This window comes from Pelomonas sp. SE-A7 (genome assembly GCF_030345705.1).
Classification (GTDB): Bacteria; Pseudomonadota; Gammaproteobacteria; order Burkholderiales; family Burkholderiaceae_C; genus JAUASW01.
On sequence record NZ_JAUASW010000001.1, the window covers coordinates 2924941 to 2941053 of the forward strand.

At 68.3% G+C, this 16113-nt stretch carries 17 protein-coding genes; 7 read left to right on the plus strand and 10 right to left on the minus strand.

The annotated features are described in order from the left end of the window. Positions 1–9: 9 nt before the first annotated feature. The 4 genes from QT382_RS13200 to QT382_RS13215 are packed head-to-tail and all read right to left on the minus strand — an operon-like array spanning position 10 to position 2425. The gene (locus tag QT382_RS13200) at positions 10–597 is read right to left on the minus strand and encodes a DUF5655 domain-containing protein (protein WP_289254490.1); all 588 of its coding nucleotides are present in this window, start codon (positions 595–597) and stop codon (positions 10–12) included. Between the two features lie 2 nt (positions 598–599). Continuing rightward, positions 600–1133, minus strand: coding sequence for an SRPBCC domain-containing protein (locus tag QT382_RS13205; RefSeq protein ID WP_289254491.1), 534 nt, complete (start codon positions 1131–1133; stop codon positions 600–602). Beyond that, positions 1130–1507, minus strand: coding sequence for an ArsR/SmtB family transcription factor (locus QT382_RS13210; protein WP_289254492.1), 378 nt, complete (start codon positions 1505–1507; stop codon positions 1130–1132). The genes QT382_RS13205 and QT382_RS13210 overlap by 4 nt, the downstream gene beginning before the upstream one ends. Before the next feature lie 57 nt (positions 1508–1564). Further along, positions 1565–2425 carry a helix-turn-helix domain-containing protein gene (locus tag QT382_RS13215; protein ID WP_289254493.1) on the minus strand — a complete coding sequence of 287 codons (861 nt, stop codon included), beginning with the start codon at positions 2423–2425 and terminating at the stop codon, positions 1565–1567. A gap of 52 nt (positions 2426–2477) precedes the next feature. Here QT382_RS13215 and QT382_RS13220 point away from each other — a divergent pair, with 52 nt between their 5' ends. After that, positions 2478–3851, plus strand: coding sequence for a cytochrome P450 (locus QT382_RS13220; RefSeq protein WP_289254494.1), 1374 nt, complete (start codon positions 2478–2480; stop codon positions 3849–3851). Here QT382_RS13220 and QT382_RS13225 read toward each other — a convergent pair whose 3' ends face one another. Together QT382_RS13225 and ssb are read right to left on the minus strand one after the other, a co-directional pair. Next, a complete protein-coding gene (locus tag QT382_RS13225; RefSeq protein ID WP_289254495.1) occupies positions 3852–5621 on the minus strand; it encodes an aspartyl protease family protein in 1770 nt (589 codons plus the stop codon). 105 nt (positions 5622–5726) lie between these two features. After that, positions 5727–6254: a single-stranded DNA-binding protein gene (ssb, locus tag QT382_RS13230; RefSeq protein ID WP_289254496.1), complete on the minus strand. Its 528-nt coding sequence runs from the start codon at positions 6252–6254 to the stop codon at positions 5727–5729. A 135-nt stretch (positions 6255–6389) separates the two neighbouring features. Between ssb and QT382_RS13235 the strand changes: the two genes are divergently transcribed. Genes QT382_RS13235 through QT382_RS13245 form a run of 3 tightly spaced genes read left to right on the plus strand, consistent with a single transcriptional unit; the run spans position 6390 to position 9006 of the window. Further along, entirely contained in the window at positions 6390–7487 is a 1098-nt protein-coding gene (locus QT382_RS13235) for a sensor histidine kinase (protein WP_289254497.1), read from the plus strand. Beyond that, complete coding sequence (locus tag QT382_RS13240; RefSeq protein ID WP_289254498.1) at positions 7484–8251, plus strand: LytR/AlgR family response regulator transcription factor; 768 nt, start codon at positions 7484–7486, stop codon at positions 8249–8251. Before QT382_RS13235 ends, QT382_RS13240 begins: the two co-directional genes overlap by 4 nt. After that, entirely contained in the window at positions 8248–9006 is a 759-nt protein-coding gene (locus QT382_RS13245; RefSeq protein ID WP_289254499.1) for a head GIN domain-containing protein, read from the plus strand. Before QT382_RS13240 ends, QT382_RS13245 begins: the two co-directional genes overlap by 4 nt. A 10-nt stretch (positions 9007–9016) precedes the next feature. Here QT382_RS13245 and QT382_RS13250 read toward each other — a convergent pair whose 3' ends face one another. After that, positions 9017–9976: a GGDEF domain-containing protein gene (locus tag QT382_RS13250; RefSeq protein WP_289254500.1), complete on the minus strand. Its 960-nt coding sequence runs from the start codon at positions 9974–9976 to the stop codon at positions 9017–9019. Between the two features lie 53 nt (positions 9977–10029). Between QT382_RS13250 and recQ the strand changes: the two genes are divergently transcribed. After that, the gene (gene recQ, locus QT382_RS13255) at positions 10030–11895 is read left to right on the plus strand and encodes a DNA helicase RecQ (protein ID WP_289254501.1); all 1866 of its coding nucleotides are present in this window, start codon (positions 10030–10032) and stop codon (positions 11893–11895) included. A gap of 84 nt (positions 11896–11979) precedes the next feature. After that, positions 11980–13743, plus strand: coding sequence for a methyl-accepting chemotaxis protein (locus tag QT382_RS13260; RefSeq protein ID WP_289254502.1), 1764 nt, complete (start codon positions 11980–11982; stop codon positions 13741–13743). Positions 13744–13814: 71 nt separating this feature from the next. Here QT382_RS13260 and QT382_RS13265 read toward each other — a convergent pair whose 3' ends face one another. Further along, positions 13815–14075, minus strand: a complete 261-nt coding sequence (locus QT382_RS13265) for a hypothetical protein (RefSeq protein ID WP_289254503.1) — start codon at positions 14073–14075, stop codon at positions 13815–13817. A gap of 160 nt (positions 14076–14235) precedes the next feature. On the opposite strand from QT382_RS13265, the gene QT382_RS13270 reads away from it, so the two are divergent. Continuing rightward, positions 14236–15021 carry a transporter substrate-binding domain-containing protein gene (locus QT382_RS13270; RefSeq protein WP_289254504.1) on the plus strand — a complete coding sequence of 262 codons (786 nt, stop codon included), beginning with the start codon at positions 14236–14238 and terminating at the stop codon, positions 15019–15021. A 61-nt stretch (positions 15022–15082) separates the two neighbouring features. Here the strand turns inward: QT382_RS13270 and QT382_RS13275 are convergent, their stop codons facing one another. Together QT382_RS13275 and QT382_RS13280 are read right to left on the minus strand one after the other, a co-directional pair. Next, on the minus strand, positions 15083–15322 hold the full coding sequence (locus QT382_RS13275) for a hypothetical protein (RefSeq protein ID WP_289254505.1): 240 nt from the start codon (positions 15320–15322) through the stop codon (positions 15083–15085). 339 nt (positions 15323–15661) lie between these two features. Then, a complete protein-coding gene (locus tag QT382_RS13280) occupies positions 15662–15901 on the minus strand; it encodes a hypothetical protein (RefSeq protein WP_289254506.1) in 240 nt (79 codons plus the stop codon). Between the last annotated feature and the right edge of the window lie 212 nt (positions 15902–16113).

The window sequence follows — 16113 nt, forward strand, 5'->3', positions numbered from 1 at the left end:
CCAGCGGGCCTAGGCCGCGGCCTGATAGGCCTGCGCGATCCAGCTCATCAAGCTGTCATCGATTTCTGCCAGGCTGGAAATGCGGGTCGTGGCCTGGCACATGCCGCCCGGCGCCAGCAGCTTGAGCCGCGGATGGGCCTCCAGCGTCTTGCAGTTCAGGCCCACCTCGACCTCGGTGGCCGTGGCCGGGCCGACCATGGCGAACTGCTTGCTGCGGCGCAGGCTGAGGTAGGTCTTCTTGGGCGCGATCTCGAAGCCGCCCAGCGCTGCGATGCGGGCCATCAGCGCGTCATGCAGCGGCCGCAGCGCTGCTTTCTTGCCGGTGTAGATCGCGTCCAGCGGATCGCCCGCCGGCTCGGCCGCGGCGGCCGCCGGCACCGAGCCGTCCAGCGCCGGCAGCGGCTTGTCGACGAAATGCACCACGGTGTTGGCATCGCCGTGGCCCAGGCCGTATTGCTCCATCAGCCAGCTGCGCTTCTCGCCGTGCTTGGTCTTGCCGCTGGCGGCCAGGGCCTCCAGCAGCTGGGCGATGCTCTTGCCGCTGCGGGTCTGGATGTTCTTCAGCTGCGTCAGCAGCGCTTGTTGGGGATCAGCCATCTTCAGTCTCCTGGGTGGGCACCGGATTGCAGCGGCCAGTGGTCGCTGCGGCAACGCTTGGGCAACATGAATTCAAGGCCGCCCATCAGGCCGTACATCAGCCTGGTGGAGAACGGCAGGCCGCGGCCCTCGGCCAGCAACTTGAGGTGCTTGAGGATGAAGTCGCCGCCGCTCTCCATGCTCTTGCCGGTGGCCGTGCCCGCCGGCAGGCCGACCACGCGCAGCACCACCTCGACCTGGCCGCCGCCCAGCTCCTTGAGCTCGTAATGCACCTCGCAGACCGGGTCGTCATGCTGGGTGAAGCGGTGGGTGTGGGCGAAATGGCGCGGCGGATCGCAGACCAGCACCCGGCCATCGACGATCACGTTCTTGCCGGTGCCGGTGCGCATCTGCAGCGGCGCGCCCGGGCCCAGCACCGTGGTGTGCAGCCAGGCGTTGAAGACCGCACCCTGGGCCTCGTCGGTCTTGGTCAGCTCGCGCCAGATGCGCTCGATCGGCGCTTCTATGGTGATGCGGAACAGGCGGTCGTTGCTCATTTGCGGGAACTCCTCTGGGAGGTGGCAGGAAACAGGGAATGGACCTCGGCGCCTTCGGCCGCGTACTTCAGCGCGGTCAGGCGCGGCGCCCAGTAGGCGCTCAGCTCGGTGGTCCAGCGCTCGTGGATCAGCTGCAGCGGCGCGGCGTTGAACCACAGCAGGCGCTCGCGGCCCTCGCGGCGCGAGATCACCAGGTTGCCGCGCTCCAGCACCTGCAGATGCTTCATCACGCCGAAGCGGCTGAGCTCGCCCTCGAAGCATTCGCACAGCCGCCCGACGTTGCAGCCGGGCTCCCGGACCAGCCAGTCCAGCATGCGCCGCCGCGGCTCGGAGGCGAGCGCGTGGAAGGTGGCGTCGAGTTCGTCGGTCTTCATAGGTGACCAAATAGTCACATAAAGAAACCGGTCGAGCAAGCCCTGGTTAACGCGGACTCAGGTCCAGAGCCGGTAGGGCCAGAAGGCCAGCTCGCTGCGCATGCGGCGGCGCAGGTCCTCGGGGCTGAAGCCGGTCAGGCGGCGGGTCTCGCGGCACAGGTGCGACTGGTCGGCATAGTCGGCCTCGACGGCCAGCTCGGCCCAGGAGGGCGCCGGGCCGTCGGCGACGGCCGCCAGAAAGGCCTGCTCGCCGCGCGACACGGCCCGCAGCTCGCGCATGGGAATGCCGGCCCAGGTCTTGATGCGGCGCTCGAACTGCCGCAGGCTGCGCCCGGCGGTGCTGCCGGCGGCGCGCACGGCCAGGGCCTCCAGCCATTGGCTGTAGCGCTGACCGGTATGGGACGAAGCCGCCAGCGCCTGCCAGCGCGGCGCGATGAAGGCCTCGATGGCGGCTAGGCGGGCGTCGTCGTTGCTCAAGCCGGCCAAAGATACGGCCCAGGCCTGCCATTCCGGCGGCAGCAGCGTGGCCGCATCGACGCAGCGGTTGACCAGGGGCCCGGCCTCAATCCCGGTCAGGGCCCGAAAGGCATCCGGCAGGAACATCAGCTGCAGGCCATGCACGCCTTCGGCCGCCACCCGCAGATGGCAGGGCCCGGTGACCGGCCCGCTCAGGCCCACCGGCCAGACCCGGAAGCCCGGCGAGGGCGGCACGAAGCCGGGCGTGCCGAGCCACTCGGCCGAGCCGCCCCAGGTCCAGGTGAGCACGACCAGGGGCGAGGCCGGGTAGTAGGTGTCCAGCTCCTCGCCTTGCAGGGCGAGTCCGCGGGTGTCGCGCAGAAAGCCGGCCCGCACGCAGCCCGCCAGGCTCAGCGGGGGCAGCCAGAGGCGGGCGCCGTCTTCCATCATGGTGCGGCGCATTGTGTCGCAATCGTTCAAGACGGCCGGGCCGTGGCGCGCGAGCATGCAGCCCATGGAACCCCTGCACTACGACGACCTCCCCAGCCCGGCCAACCGGTGGCTGGGCCTGTCCGCGCTGTCGGACATGAGCCGCGACTACCTCGGCCTGCTGACCCGGCTCAAGCAAGAGCAGGGCGACATGGTGCGCCTGCCCATACTGTCCGAAAAGACGCTGGACCTGTTCGACCCCGAGCTGGTGCGCCGGCTGATGGTGGAGCATGCAGACGCACTGATTCGCTGGGAGCGCGGCACCGAGGTGTTCTCGGAATCTGTGGGGCAGTCGGTGCTGGTGACCGAGGGCGCCACCTGGCAGCGCCAGCGCCGGCTGCTGATGCAGGCCTTCACGCCCAGAAAGGTGGCCGGCTATGCCGCGCTGATGGCCGAGGCCGGCGAGGCCGGGCTGTCCGAGCTGCAGCCCGGCATCATCGCCATGGACGGACTGTTCAGCCGGCTGACCATGGACGTGATCTCGCGCACCTTGTTCAGCCGGCCCATAGGCCCAAACACCGACGAGGCGGCGGCGGCCGTCCAACGGCTCAGCGAGATCGGGCTGCGCGAGATGTTCTGGCCCGCCACCCTGCCCGACTGGCTGCCGCTGCCCGGTAAGGCCGGCAAGCGCCGGGCCCTGGCCCTGATCAATGGCCTGCTGCATGAACGCATCAACGAACGCCGCCACTCCGGCGAGCAGCTGAGCGACTTGTTGGGGATGCTGCTCTCGGTACGCGACGACGAAGGCGGCGGCGCACTCAGCGAGCAGGAGGTGTTCGACCAATGCATGCTGAGCTTCCAGGCCGGCCATGAGACCAGCGCCACGGCCCTGCTCTGGTGGAGCTGGCTGATGGCGCGCCATCCCGAGGCCCAGCAGCGGGCAGCCGACGAGGTGGCCCAGGCGCTGGCCGGTCGCACGCCGGTGCCCGAGGAAATGGTCAAGCTGCCCTGGCTGACCGCCACGCTGAAGGAGGCGATGCGGCTGTATCCGCCGGCCGCAGCCCTGCTGACACGGCGCCTGACCCGCGACGTCGACCTGACGCTGAACGACGGCCGTCAGTTGCGGATCCCGCGACGCACCATGGTCCGCATCACGCCCTGGCTGCTGCACCGCGACCCGCGCAGCTGGCCCGAGGGGCCGGACGAGTTCCGGCCCGAGCGCTTCCTGCCGGGCGCTCCGCATGAGATTCCGCGCGGCGCCTACCTGCCCTTCGGCCAGGGCCCGCGCGTCTGCCTGGGCCAGCATTTCGCGATGCTGGAGATGCAGATCCTGGCTGCCCAGTTGCTGCAGCGCTGGCGGCTGCGGCTGGTCGATGGCGAGCCCGAGCCGGTGCCGCGGCTGGCGGTCACCTTGCGGCCGGCGGGCGGGCTGCGCTTGCGGCTGGAAGCGGCCGCCTGATCAGGGACGCGCCGGCACCAGGCCCTCAAAGCCGGCCTTGCTCACCTCGGCGTCAATGCGCGGGTTGAGCTGGCGGGCGGCCTCGAAATCGCGCTCGGCCTCTTCCGCCTTGCCCAGGCTGCGCAGCGCCAGCGCACGGCCGAAGTGGGCCCAGGGCAGGGGCTTGCGCTCGAGGGCGGCATCGAAGGCCTTGCGGGCCCGGCTCGCATCGCCCAGGCGCAGGTAGGTCCAGCCCAGGCTGTCGCGATAGCTGGGCTCCGTGCCGTCCTTGTCGACCGCCTGCTTGCAGTCCTCCAGGCCCTTGGCCAGCTCGATGTTGAGCCGCGCGCGCAGCCAGCAGCGCTGGTTGAGTACCTGGGCCAGCCTGATGTCGTTGCGATGGGTGGGTTCCCAGAGTTCCCATTGCCGCAGCGCGTCAGGGGCGCGCTCCAGCCCGAGGTACTGGCTGGCCATGCCTGCCCGCAGATCGGAGCTGGGCGGGAGTCGCATGTCGAGTTCCTGCAGATCGGCCAATGCACCTTCGCGGTCGCGCAGCGCCTGACGCAGCATGATCCGGGTGAGCCGGGCTTCGCCACCGGCCGGGTCCAGTTGCAGCGCCTGGTCGAGATCCTTCATGGCCTCGCGGGGCTTGCGCAAGCTCAGCAGCAGCTTGGCGCGGGCATGGAAATGGCTCGCCTGCTGCGGCGCCAGTTCGCAGGCCCGGTTCAGGTCCCGCAAGGCGCTGGCCGTGTCGCCACGCAGCAGCGCCGCGGAAGCCCGGTTCGCCAGCGCCTGGTCGTCATCCGCCGCGGGCTCGTCGGGCTTGGCCGCATGCTCCTCGTTGCTGACGCCGGCTCCGCCGAGCTTGGCGAACACCGGGCCACCGTTCCAGGTCGCATAGAGCTTGCGCTGCTTGTGCGAGACATAGATGCGGTGCGACAGGAAATAGTCGAGGCCGATCAGCATGTCGTGATCGCCCTGCGAGGTCTCGTCGATGCTGAAGCGGTTGTTGGCGATCTTCTCGCCGCCAAGCTCGAAGTTCGCCACATTGGCGGTCCAGGACCGGACCCGGCCTTCGCCGGCACCACCGACCTTGCCGACCAGGGTCATGTCCTGTTCCTCGACCACGGCACGGCGGGCGGTACGGATCTTGATCGAGGTGGACGGCGCGCCGGTGTCCAGCACCGCCTTGAAGCGGCGGTCGTTGATGCGCACGGTCACGCGCAGGGCGTCGTCGCGGCCGACCAGGTCCTCGCCGATCACCGGGGCGTCGCCGGCCCAGTAGGCCATGTCGCCGCGGCATTCCCCCTGCGGAAAATGCAGCCGCACCACGCCGTTGGCAAGGTCGTACTCGGTGTCAGTCACCGCCAGGAAGTTGCGGCCCAGGATGCCCTTGAGGCCGGCATTGAGCTCATTGCCGCCGACGACGAATTCCACATTGGGGATGTCGAAGCCCTGCAGGCTGACCTTGTCCACCTTGGCCATCCGCGCCTCGATGCGGCCGGTGTAGCCCTCGATGGTCAGGCCCGTCGGCAGCGGGCGCAGCACCAGGCCGAGCTGGGCCGCCGTCGATTCGGGCAGCATGCTGAAGAAGGCACCGCTGTCGACCAGCATGGGCAGCTCCGTGCCGTTGATGCCGAGCTTGGCGATGGGACGCCCGTCGGCGAGTCGGACCGGTATCTCCAGCGACTGCAGCTTGCAGGCCGCCAAAACCGGCACGCCTGTCATGGCCAGCGCCAGCACGGCGGCCAGCCTGAGGCTCGCGCCCTTGAATTTCCTTGTCTTCGTCATCTCCACAGCCCTCCCTTTTTGATATTGCTGCGTCAGAAACGGAAAAGCCCGTGGCGACGCGCGCCACGGGCTTGGAATCAAGACTTGGATACGGACGGGATCAACTCAGAACGGAATGTCGTCGTCCATGTCGTCGAAGCCGGTGGCCGACTTCGGGGCCGGCGCAGGCGCCTGGCGAGGAGCGGCAGCACGCGGAGCCGGGGCGCGGCTTTCGCGCTCGTAGCCGCCGCCACCTTCTTCGCCGCCACGGCCACGGCTGTAGCCGCCGCCACCGCCACCCATGTCGTCACCACCTCCCTCGCGGCTGCCCAGCAGCTGCATCTGGTCGGCCATGATCTCGGTGGTGTACTGGTCGCGGCCGTCCTTGTCCTGCCACTTGCGGGTGCGCAGGCGGCCCTCGACGTAGAGCGGGCGGCCCTTCTTGGCGTACTCGCCGACGATCTCGGCCAGCTTGTCGTTGAACACCACGCGGTGCCATTCGGTTTCTTCCTGGCGCTCGCCGCTGTCACGGCTCTTCCAGCTGCGGGTCGTGGCCAGGCTGATGGTGCAGAAGGCGACGCCGCTGGGGTTGTAGCGCAGCTCCGGGTCGCGGCCCAGGTTGCCGATGAGGATGACTTTGTTGACCGAGGCCATGTGCTGCGCTCCGCGGGGAAATCTGTGGGAAGGCCCGGATTATGCCGGCCCCCGGCCAGCCGCAGCCCATGCCCAGAATCCGTAACTTGGTCGATCCGGCGGTCGGCCTTGTGGGGGCTTGCCTAAGATGCCGCCATGCCCAAGACCAGCAGCCCCAGCAGCACCGCCACCAGACGGCGGTTGCTGCTCGGCTATGCCGGCACCTGCCTGCTGGCCTGGCTGCTGTTCGTGCTGGCCGGCACCGAGCTCCAGCGCGGGCTCTGGCAGCTGTGGGAAGCCGCCTACCAGGCCACGCTGACCCTGTGGGCACCGATGCTGCTGGGCGTTGCCGTGCTGCCCTGGGCGAGCTGGCTCTCAGGCCGCGAGCGGGCGCTGTTCGCCCTGCTGGGCTGGCATCTGCTGGCCGCCACCCTCTTCAGCCTGACCTGGCTGGCCCTGGACTATTCGGTGGCCCTGCTGTTCTTCGGCTCCGAGCATGCCGATGCCATGCTGGCCCAGAGCGTGCTGTGGCGAGCTATCTGGGGCCTGCTCGCCTATGCCGCCACCGTCACCGGCTTCAGCGGGGCGCTCAACGCCCGCCGCGCCAAGGGCCTGGCCGTGGCCGCGGCCCAGGCCGAATCGGCCCTGGCACGCGCCGAGCTGTCGGCGATCAGCGGCAAGCTCAATCCGCATTTCCTGTTCAACACGCTGAATTCCATCATTGCCCTGACCCGCAAGGACGCCAAGGCGGCCGAGTCGGCCCTGCTGCGCTTCTCCGGCATGCTGCGCTACGTGCTGGCCACCAAGCGCGAGGCCACCGAGCGGGTCACGCTGCAGGAGGAGCTGGACTTCCTGCGTGACTACCTGGCCCTGGAAGCGCTGCGCCTGGGCGCGCGGCTCAAGGTCGAGTGGGAGCTGGAGGAGGCCACGCTGCAGGACGAGATCCCGCCGCTGACCTTGCAGCCCCTGGTCGAGAACAGCATCGTCCACGGCATTGCACCGCGCACGCAGGGCGGCTGCATCACCATCAGCGCCAGCCGCGACGCGATGACGCAGGGCCTCAACCTCTGTGTGCGCGACGACGGCCAGGGCTGCGACCCCGATCGCCTGGAGACGGCTTCCGAACGCCCCGGCATAGGCCTGGGCGCACTGCGCCGCCGCTTCTCGCTGGACTACGAAGGCCGCGCCCGCTTGCGCGTCCACACCGCCCCCGGCGCGGGCTTTCGCGTCGACCTCTGGATTCCACAGACATGAACACCCGTATCAAGACCCTGATCGCCGAGGACGAGCCCTTGGCCGCCGAAAGCCTGGCCGACTGGGTGAACGAGCTGCCGCAGCTGGAGCTGCTGGGCATTGCGCCCGACGGCCCGGCGGCGCTGGAGATGATCCGCGCCCAGCAGCCCGGCCTGGTCTTCATGGATATCAACATGCCCGGCATGACCGGCCTGCAGGTGCTGCGTACGCTGGCCGAGTCCGAGGCCGCCGGCCTGGCCCAGGCGCCAGCCGTGATCTTCACCACCGCCTATGACGAGCATGCGCTGGCGGCCTTCGAGCTGCATGCGGCCGACTACCTGCTCAAGCCCTTTTCGCAGGAGCGCTTCAACGAGGCCGTCGAGCATGCCCTGCAGCGCCTGCACAGCGCCGGCGCGCTGAGCGAGGCCCTGAGCCAGGCGGCCGATGCGCCCACCGAACCGCTGACCCGCATCCTGGTGCGCGACCAGGGCAAGATTTTTCCCATCAACGTCGAGGCAATCGAGTACCTGCGCTCGGACACCAAGTACACCGCCGTCGCCAGCCGCGGCCGCCAGTTCCTGGTGCGACTGCCGATCACGGCCTTCGAGCAGCGCCTCGACACTCAGCGCTTTCTGAAACTGCAACGCAGCTGCATCGTCAACCTGGACTTCGTCGAATCGATGACGCCGGACGACAACTCGCAGCTGGTGGTGCAAATGCAAGACGGCAGCCGCTTCACGGCCAGCCGCGAGGTCTCCAAGAAGTTGAGGGAGCAATCGATATGAGCACGCTGATCCGCAAGAACGCGGCTTTCATGGCCGCCCTGCTGCTGGCCGGCTCGGCCGCCTGGGCCCAACAGCCCCAACCCGCGCAACCGCCCGCACTGCCGCGCGGCGACGGCCAGCTCTATTCGCTGGGCCCGTTCGAGCGGCTGGAGGTGGCCGGCTCGGCCACCGTCAAGCTGGTGCAGGGCGACAAGGACGAGGTCTACATCGTCGGCGGCAGCGAGCTGCAGCGCAGCGTCGAGGTCAGCCTGAACGGCGACCGCCTGATGATCAAGCCCACCGGCAGCTGGAAGTTCTGGAACAACACCCGGCTGCAGATCGACGTGGAGATGCGCCATGTGGGCCAGCTGATCCTGTCGGGCGCCACCGACCTGCATGCGCCCGGCCTGATCAAGGCCGAGGAGCTGAAGATCAGCATCTCGGGCGCCGGCCTGGCCCGCTTCGACGAGCTGGCCTGCGACCAGCTGGGCTTCTCGATCTCCGGCGCCGGCGAGGGCCAGCTGCGCGGCAAGGTGCGCAAGCTCTCGCTGAACGTGTCCGGCAAGGGCAAGCTGCAGGCCGAGGAGCTGCAGGCCAACCTGGCCCATGTGTCCATCAGCGGCATTGGCAGCGCGGCCCTGTGGGTGCTGGACGACCTCAAGGTGGGCGTCTCGGGCATAGGCAGCGTCGACTATTGGGGCAAGCCCGCCGTCAAGCGCAGCAGCGCCGGCTTCAGCTCGGTGACCGCGCGCGGCGAAAAGCGGCCGGCGCAGTAGGCCGTCCGGCTCAGCGGCGGCGCGACTGCTTGTGCCTGTACATCAGCTGGTCGGCCTCGGCCAGCAGCGTGGCGGCGTCGGGGTGGCGCGCCGGGTCGAAATCGGCCCGGCCCACGCTGTAGCGCAGCGGATAGGCGGCCACCGCGTTGTGTTCGTAGATGGCTGTGGTCAACCTCTGCAGCGCGCGATCGCAATCCTGCGGCGTGGCATTGGTCAGCAGCACGGCGAACTCGTCGCCGCCCAGCCGGGCCACCACGTCGGACTCGCGGAAGGTGCTGCGCAGGATGCGCGCGAAGGCCTGCAGCGCCCGGTCGCCCTCGGCATGGCCGCGCTCGTCGTTGATGCTCTTGAAGCCGTCCAGGTCGAAGAACAGCAGCACGCCGGGCCGGCCCAGGCGCCGGCACAGGCCCAAGGCATGGCGACTCAGCGCCTCGAAGCCGCGGCGGTTGCTGAGCCCGGTCAGCTCGTCGACCGTGGCCAGCAGCAGGATGTCCAGCTCATGCTCGACCATGTCGGCGAGGTCGTCGAGCAGGGTCAGGTCCTCGGCCTCCAGCTGCCGCGGCCGCGTGTCGAGGATGCACAGCGTGCCGACCCGGTGACCCGACGGCGCCTTGAGGGGCCGGCCGGCATAGAAGCGGATGTGCGGCGGCCCAGTGACGAGCGGGTTGTCGACAAAGCGCTCGTCCAGCCGTGCGTCGGCAATTACCAGGGCCTTGGGTTGAAGGATGGCGTGGGAGCAGAAGGAGATGTCGCGCGGTGTCTCGACCAGTTCGTCCAGGCCCTGGGCCGACTTGAACCACTGGCGATCGGCATCGATCAGGCTGACCAGGGCGATGGGCACATTGAACAGCCGCCGCGCCAGCCGGGTGAAGCGGTCGAAGCGTTCCTCGCGCTCGCTGTCCAGCAGGTGCAGCGACTGCAGCGCCAGCAGGCGGGCGGCTTCGTCGGCGGGCAGCTCGGCAATCTTCATCGCTAGGGTGGCGGAGGGACGGTCGGGGCTTGTCCCCGACAATCGCGCCTTCCATGACAAGACCAGACCATCATCAAGTAGCCCGCCACATCCTGCAAGAGGTGTTCGGCTACGCCGCCTTCCGCGGCGCCCAGGCCGAGATCGTCGAGCAGGTCAGCGCTGGCGGCGATGCCCTGGTGCTGATGCCCACAGGCGGCGGCAAGAGCCTGTGCTACCAGATCCCGGCCATCGCCCGCCACCGTGCCGGCCAGGGCGTGACCCTGGTGGTCAGCCCGCTGATCGCGCTGATGCATGACCAGGTCGGGGCACTGGAGGAGGCCGGCGTCCATGCCGCCTTCCTCAACTCCACCTTGAGCAGCGAGGACGCGGCCCGGATCGAGCGCGAAATGATGAGCGGACGCCTGGTGCTGCTCTACGCGGCGCCCGAGCGCGTCACCAATCCCCGCTTCCTGGCCCAGCTGGATTCGCTCTATGAGCGCGGCCTGCTGAGCCTGTTCGCCATCGACGAGGCCCATTGCGTCAGCCAGTGGGGCCATGACTTCCGCAATGAATACCTGGCACTCTCGCTGCTGCACGAGCGCTTCCCCCAGGTGCCGCGCATCGCGCTGACCGCCACGGCCGACGACCTGACCCGCGCCGACATCATCGACCGGCTGCGCCTGGACCAGGCCCGTGTCTTCATCAGCAGCTTCGACCGGCCGAACATCCGCTACACCATCGTCGAGAAGGACGCCAAGCCGCGCGAGCAGCTCCTGCGCTTTATCCGCGACGAGCACGAGGATGAGGCCGGCGTCGTCTACTGCCAGAGCCGCAAGAAGGTCGAGGAGACCGCCGCCTGGCTGGAAGGCGAGGGCATCAAGGCCCTGCCGTACCACGCCGGCCTGGATGCCGCGGTGCGCCAGAAGCACCAGGACCGCTTCCTGCGCGAGGACGGCATCGTGATGGTGGCCACCATCGCCTTCGGCATGGGCATAGACAAGCCCGACGTGCGCTTCGTCGCCCACCTGGACCTGCCCAAGAACATCGAGAGCTACTACCAGGAGACCGGCCGCGGCGGCCGCGACGGCGAGCCGGCCGATGCCTGGATGACCTATGGCCTGGCCGACGTGGTGAACCAGCGCCGCATGATCGACGAAAGCCCGGCCGAGGAAGAGTTCAAGCAAGGCCAGCGCGGCAAGCTGGATGCGCTGCTGGCCCTGGCCGAGGCCACCGACTGCCGGCGGGTGCGCCTGCTGGCCTATTTCGGCGAGGCGAGTCCGGCCTGCGGCAATTGCGACAACTGCCTGAGTCCGCCCGCCACCTGGGACGGCACCGAGGCGGCCCGCAAGCTGCTCAGCTGCATCTATCGCTTCCAGCAGAACGGCGGCCAGCGCTTCGGCGCCGGCCACCTGATCGACGTGCTGCGCGGCAAGCTGACCGACAAGGTGACGCAGTACGGCCACCAGTCGCTCTCGACCTGGGCGATAGGGGCCGAACTGCCCGAGGCCCAGTGGCGCGCCGTGCTGCGCCAGCTGATCGCCCTGGGCCATGTGTTCACCGAAGGCGAATACATGACGCTGGTGCTGGCCGACAGCGCCAGGACCGTGCTCAAGGGTGAGGTCCAGCTGCTGCTGCGCGTGCCCACGACGCCGCCGCGCAAGGGCAGCAAGACCAGCCGCAGCTCCAGCAAGCCACGCGCCGAGGCACTGGACCTGGAAGGCCGGGCGCTGGAGCGTTTCGAGGCGCTCAAGGCCTGGCGCGCCGAAGTGGCCAAGGAGCATGGGCTGCCGGCCTATGTGATCTTCCAGAACGTCACCCTGGCCGAGATGGCCCGCCAGCAGCCCGGCTCGCTGGACGAGCTGGCCGGCATCAGCGGCGTTGGCGCCAAGAAGCTGGAGGCCTATGGCCGCGAGATCCTGCGGGTGCTGGAAAGTACCTGACGGCGTGCAGGACGCCTCTATCTAGGCCCGGACTATCTTGTTAGCCTAACCAACCCTACCGGGTCGGATTCAGGAGACAAGAACATGCAACTGAACAACCTGCGCGTCTCGAGCAAGCTCTGGGGCGCCATCCTGCTGCTGCTGGCGGCCATGCTGCTGATCTCGGGCTTTACGCTCAAGCGGGCCAACAGCGTTCAGGCCGAGGCCATGGCGGCAGTGAGCAGCAGCTACGACCTGATCGAGAAGTCTGCGATCTGGAAGGGCATGACCGAGACCGCCGTCACCCGCAGCATGGCTTCGTCCATCAGCAGCGATCCGGCGGTGGGCGAGCTGTTCAAGGAAAACCTCGCCAACGACACGCCGCGGGTGGTCAAGCTGCGCGAGCAGATCTCGGAGCAGGCCCAGACCGAGGCCGACAAGGCACAGATGAAAAAGGTGCTGTCCAGCGGCGCCGCCCTGTTGGCTGCCAGCAAGAAGGCGCGTGAACTCGGTGCTGGCGGCGACCAGGCCGGCGCCCGCGAGGTGATCAAGAACGAATACGTGCCCTCGACCAAGGGCTACCTGACGGCCATCGACGAATTCGTCAAGCTGCAGCGCGACAAGAACGAGCAGGCCCAGAAGGCCGCCACGGAGGCTCAGCAGCGGCTGGTTCTGTGGAGCACGATCGGTGCCCTGGTCGTCATCGTGCTGGGCATGCTGGTGGCGGCGACCCTGGTGCGCTCGATCCGCGAGCCGCTGCGCCAGTCGGTAGATTTCGCGAAGGCCATCGCCGACGGCGACCTGACCCGCAGCATGGAAAGCAGCCGTGCCGACGAATTCGGCGAGCTGTTGCAGTCTCTCGGACAGATGAACGCCGCCCTGGCCCGCATGGTGGGCAATGTACGCAGCGCCACCGACAGCATCGCCACCGCATCCAGCGAAATCGCCACCGGCAACACCGACCTCTCGCAGCGCACCGAGCAGACGGCCAGCAACCTGCAGACCACGGCGTCGAGCATGGAGCAGCTCACCAGCACGGTGCGCAACACAGCGGACTCTGCCACCACGGCCAACCAGCTGGTCAGCTCGGCCACCGAGGTGGCGCGGCGCGGGGGCCAGGTCGTGTCGCAGGTGGTCTCCACCATGGATGAGATCAATGCCAGCTCCAAGAAGATCAGCGACATCATCGGCGTGATCGACGGCATCGCCTTCCAGACCAACATCCTGGCGCTGAACGCGGCCGTGGAAGCGGCCCGGGCCGGCGAGCAGGGTCGCGGCTTCGCGGTCGTGGCCGGCGAGGTGCGCAGCCTGGCCCAGCGCTCGGCCGAGGCAGCCAAGGAGATCAAGTCGCTGATCAGCGCCAGCGTCGAGAGGGTTGAATCGGGTTCGCGCCTGGTCGGCACGGCCGGCGAGACCATGAACGAGATCGTCTCCAGCGTCCAGCGGGTCACCGACATCATCGGCGAGATCAGCGTGGCCACCGGCGAGCAGAGTTCAGGCATTGGCCAGGTGAACGGCGCGATCGCCCAGTTGGACCAGATGACGCAGCAGAACGCCGCCCTGGTCGAGGAATCGGCGGCGGCGGCCATCAGCCTGCGCGAGCAGGCCGGCAAGCTGGCCGAGGTGGTCAGCAGCTTCCGCATCTCGGGCTCGGTCAGCTTGTCGCGCCCGATGTCCGCGCCGGCCCCGGCCCCGACACCCAGACCCGCTCCCGTTGCCGCAGCCCCTGTGGTCAAGAAGCCGGTCGTCGGCCTGAAGAAGCCGCCGGCCAAGGCACCGGCGCCCAAAGTCGTTGCGCCGCCTCCAGGCCCCACACCGCCCGCCCCACCCAAGGCCGCTGCCGCCGAAGGCGACTGGGAAACCTTCTGATCTGGATCCCCAATGAAAAAGGCCCGCTTGCGCGGGCCTTCTTGTTTTCGCTCTGACCGGGTCGCTGTGTCTTAGCAGACCGCGGTGCTGCACCTGGGGGCGGCGGCAGCCACCAGGGTACTGGCGCTGCGACCTTCGATCACGACGCGCGGAAGCTTGGCGATCTGCTGGCCGGCCTCGGTCGCCCGCTTGCCAACCACGACCACGCGCTCCAGCTTGTGCACCTGCGGTGCGTCAGCTGCGGCCAGGTGATCGGCCAGGCCCATGCCGATGGCGGCGGCGCCGGCGACGGCGATCAGGGCGGTGAACAGGGTCTTGGTGGCTGCGTTCATGGTGGGCTCCTAGCGGTTGGGGACCGGGGTCGTTGCGATGATTGAAGTGTCTGCCTCGCCCTCGCCCCGAACCAGCGCCAGGCGATGACTGGCCGTGGCGGCGGCTTGAAATGCGGCTGATCGCGACAAACGGTCCCGCTCCGCTATGCTGAACCCAGCCATGAAAGTCGCTCCATTGCGCCTGCTCTTGCCCAGCCTGATTGCGCTGTCGCTGGCGACGCCCCTACCAGCGGCACCACCTGCAGTGACTATCGTCATGCGCTACTGCCTGGCCCCGCAGCCCCTGCCTCCCTTTGTAGATCCCGAGCACTTCGAGGGCATCAGCGAACGGCTAGCGCGCGAAGCCGGTCGCCGGGTGGGTTTCGCACTCAGCTTTCGGGTCGCGCCGCGCGCCCGCTGCCGCGCCGAACTGGCCAGTGGCAAGGTCGATGCCATGGCCGTGGCCGACGTGGCTGAGAACCGGGCCGTCGCCGAGTTTCCGCGACGACCCGACGGCCGCACTGATCGTGAACGCGCCGTGATGCAACTCCACATCGCCATGGTCCGGCGCGTCGGCACTGCCTACCAGTGGGATGGTGAGAAGTTCATAGGACCTCCCCCGCCCATCGTCGGCATCCGCATCGGCGCGGCTGTCGTAAGCCACGCCTTGCAGGGCACGCCCGTGCAGATCGACGAATCAGCGCGGGATCTCAAGCTGGCCCTCGCCAAGCTCAAGCTGGGGCGGGTCGATGCGGTGTTCGGCTTGAAGGAGGAACTGGCAGCCGTGCTGGCCAATGAATCTGATGGAACCTTTGAGATGCAATCGCCCGAGCGCGCCGGCTTCGCGGGCTACGCTGTCGTCGGCAAGGCCTTCTATCAGCGACACCGTGAGCGGGTCGAGGCCTGGTGGCGCCAGATCGGCGCCTTGAGAGGGCTGCCGGAGTTCGATCCGGCCAGTCAGCGCTGAGCCTCAAATGACAAAGCCCGGCCGAGGCCGGGCTTCACGAACACAGGATCCCCTGTGGATTTCAGCAGACCAGACGGTCTTGGCAGACAGCGGCCTTGGCCACCTGGGTGCTGCCGCCGGCGCGATGGCCTTCGACATAGACGCGCGGCAGCTGGGCCACTTCCATGCGCTTGCCGACGATCACCACGCGCTCCAGCTTCACGATCTTCTGCGGCGCGGCACCTTCGTAGGCGAGGGCAAAAACGCTCAGCGTGGCGGCGCTGACGGCGGCGAGAACGAGGGTCTTGGCGATGATGTTCATGGCTTGCTCCTGGGTGATTTGCTGTGTCGGTAGCTGTAGTTTCGGCAAGCAATCCCGGCTTCACCAGGCGCCTGCGACAGTCCGCCAAGACGGCCGAATGAACGACCTGTGAGCCCGATGGATGGTGACTTTCGGTCGTTCTGTCACGGCTCTGGCATGTACGCAATTGCGAAGTCAGCAATGCAAAGGGCCGGACGCTTTGCAGCATCCGGCCCTGAGGGAAGAACAGAAACGGCTTGAGCCGAGTCAGCGAAGCACCGGGATCCGATGCGCCGTTGACTCGGCTCAGCGCTTGCAGGAAAAAAGGCGGCGATCAGTCATGCAGTCGTCACCTTCAGATCAGCCGCGGCGTGCGGCGCGGCGGGCTTCCATGGCCAGCTGGGTGCGTTGGCTCAGTAGGCTACGGCCTTCAACGACCACGCGAGGCAGCTGAACGACTTGCTGGCTGGCTTGGGTGACGGCCTTGCCGGTGATGACGACGCGCGGCAGGTGCTCGATCTTCTGCGGCGCAGCAGCGGCGAAGGTGGCAACGGTCAGCAGGCCAACGGCTACGAAGGTCTTTTGGATCAGCGATTTCATGATGAGGCTCCTGGTTGCTTGGGTTTCGTTGCAGCCCATTGCTGCTTCGATGGACTCAGTATCTGAAGCCTGGCCCCGGGCGGCGAGCCGCTTGCGATGGATGGCAAGAAACGCGTGCCCAGTTGCGACCAGGCCGGAACGGAGCGGCGGGTGGCGGCGCCTTCCACGGCCGGCCTATGATGGCGAGTTCTCCGTTCCCGACCGTGCTGCCG

What these genes read in the sequence shown, in the direction of transcription:
- QT382_RS13200 (WP_289254490.1), bottom strand. Translation starts at nt 597, where the DNA reads ATGGCTGATCCCCAACAAGCGCTGCTGACGCAGCTGAAGAACATCCAG.
- QT382_RS13205 (WP_289254491.1), bottom strand. Translation starts at nt 1,133, where the DNA reads ATGAGCAACGACCGCCTGTTCCGCATCACCATAGAAGCGCCGATCGAG.
- QT382_RS13210 (WP_289254492.1), bottom strand. Translation starts at nt 1,507, where the DNA reads ATGAAGACCGACGAACTCGACGCCACCTTCCACGCGCTCGCCTCCGAG.
- QT382_RS13215 (WP_289254493.1), bottom strand. Translation starts at nt 2,425, where the DNA reads ATGCGCCGCACCATGATGGAAGACGGCGCCCGCCTCTGGCTGCCCCCG.
- QT382_RS13220 (WP_289254494.1), top strand. Translation starts at nt 2,478, where the DNA reads ATGGAACCCCTGCACTACGACGACCTCCCCAGCCCGGCCAACCGGTGG.
- QT382_RS13225 (WP_289254495.1), bottom strand. Translation starts at nt 5,621, where the DNA reads ATGACGAAGACAAGGAAATTCAAGGGCGCGAGCCTCAGGCTGGCCGCC.
- ssb (WP_289254496.1), bottom strand. Translation starts at nt 6,254, where the DNA reads ATGGCCTCGGTCAACAAAGTCATCCTCATCGGCAACCTGGGCCGCGAC.
- QT382_RS13235 (WP_289254497.1), top strand. Translation starts at nt 6,390, where the DNA reads ATGCCCAAGACCAGCAGCCCCAGCAGCACCGCCACCAGACGGCGGTTG.
- QT382_RS13240 (WP_289254498.1), top strand. Translation starts at nt 7,484, where the DNA reads ATGAACACCCGTATCAAGACCCTGATCGCCGAGGACGAGCCCTTGGCC.
- QT382_RS13245 (WP_289254499.1), top strand. Translation starts at nt 8,248, where the DNA reads ATGAGCACGCTGATCCGCAAGAACGCGGCTTTCATGGCCGCCCTGCTG.
- QT382_RS13250 (WP_289254500.1), bottom strand. Translation starts at nt 9,976, where the DNA reads ATGAAGATTGCCGAGCTGCCCGCCGACGAAGCCGCCCGCCTGCTGGCG.
- recQ (WP_289254501.1), top strand. Translation starts at nt 10,030, where the DNA reads ATGACAAGACCAGACCATCATCAAGTAGCCCGCCACATCCTGCAAGAG.
- QT382_RS13260 (WP_289254502.1), top strand. Translation starts at nt 11,980, where the DNA reads ATGCAACTGAACAACCTGCGCGTCTCGAGCAAGCTCTGGGGCGCCATC.
- QT382_RS13265 (WP_289254503.1), bottom strand. Translation starts at nt 14,075, where the DNA reads ATGAACGCAGCCACCAAGACCCTGTTCACCGCCCTGATCGCCGTCGCC.
- QT382_RS13270 (WP_289254504.1), top strand. Translation starts at nt 14,236, where the DNA reads ATGAAAGTCGCTCCATTGCGCCTGCTCTTGCCCAGCCTGATTGCGCTG.
- QT382_RS13275 (WP_289254505.1), bottom strand. Translation starts at nt 15,322, where the DNA reads ATGAACATCATCGCCAAGACCCTCGTTCTCGCCGCCGTCAGCGCCGCC.
- QT382_RS13280 (WP_289254506.1), bottom strand. Translation starts at nt 15,901, where the DNA reads ATGAAATCGCTGATCCAAAAGACCTTCGTAGCCGTTGGCCTGCTGACC.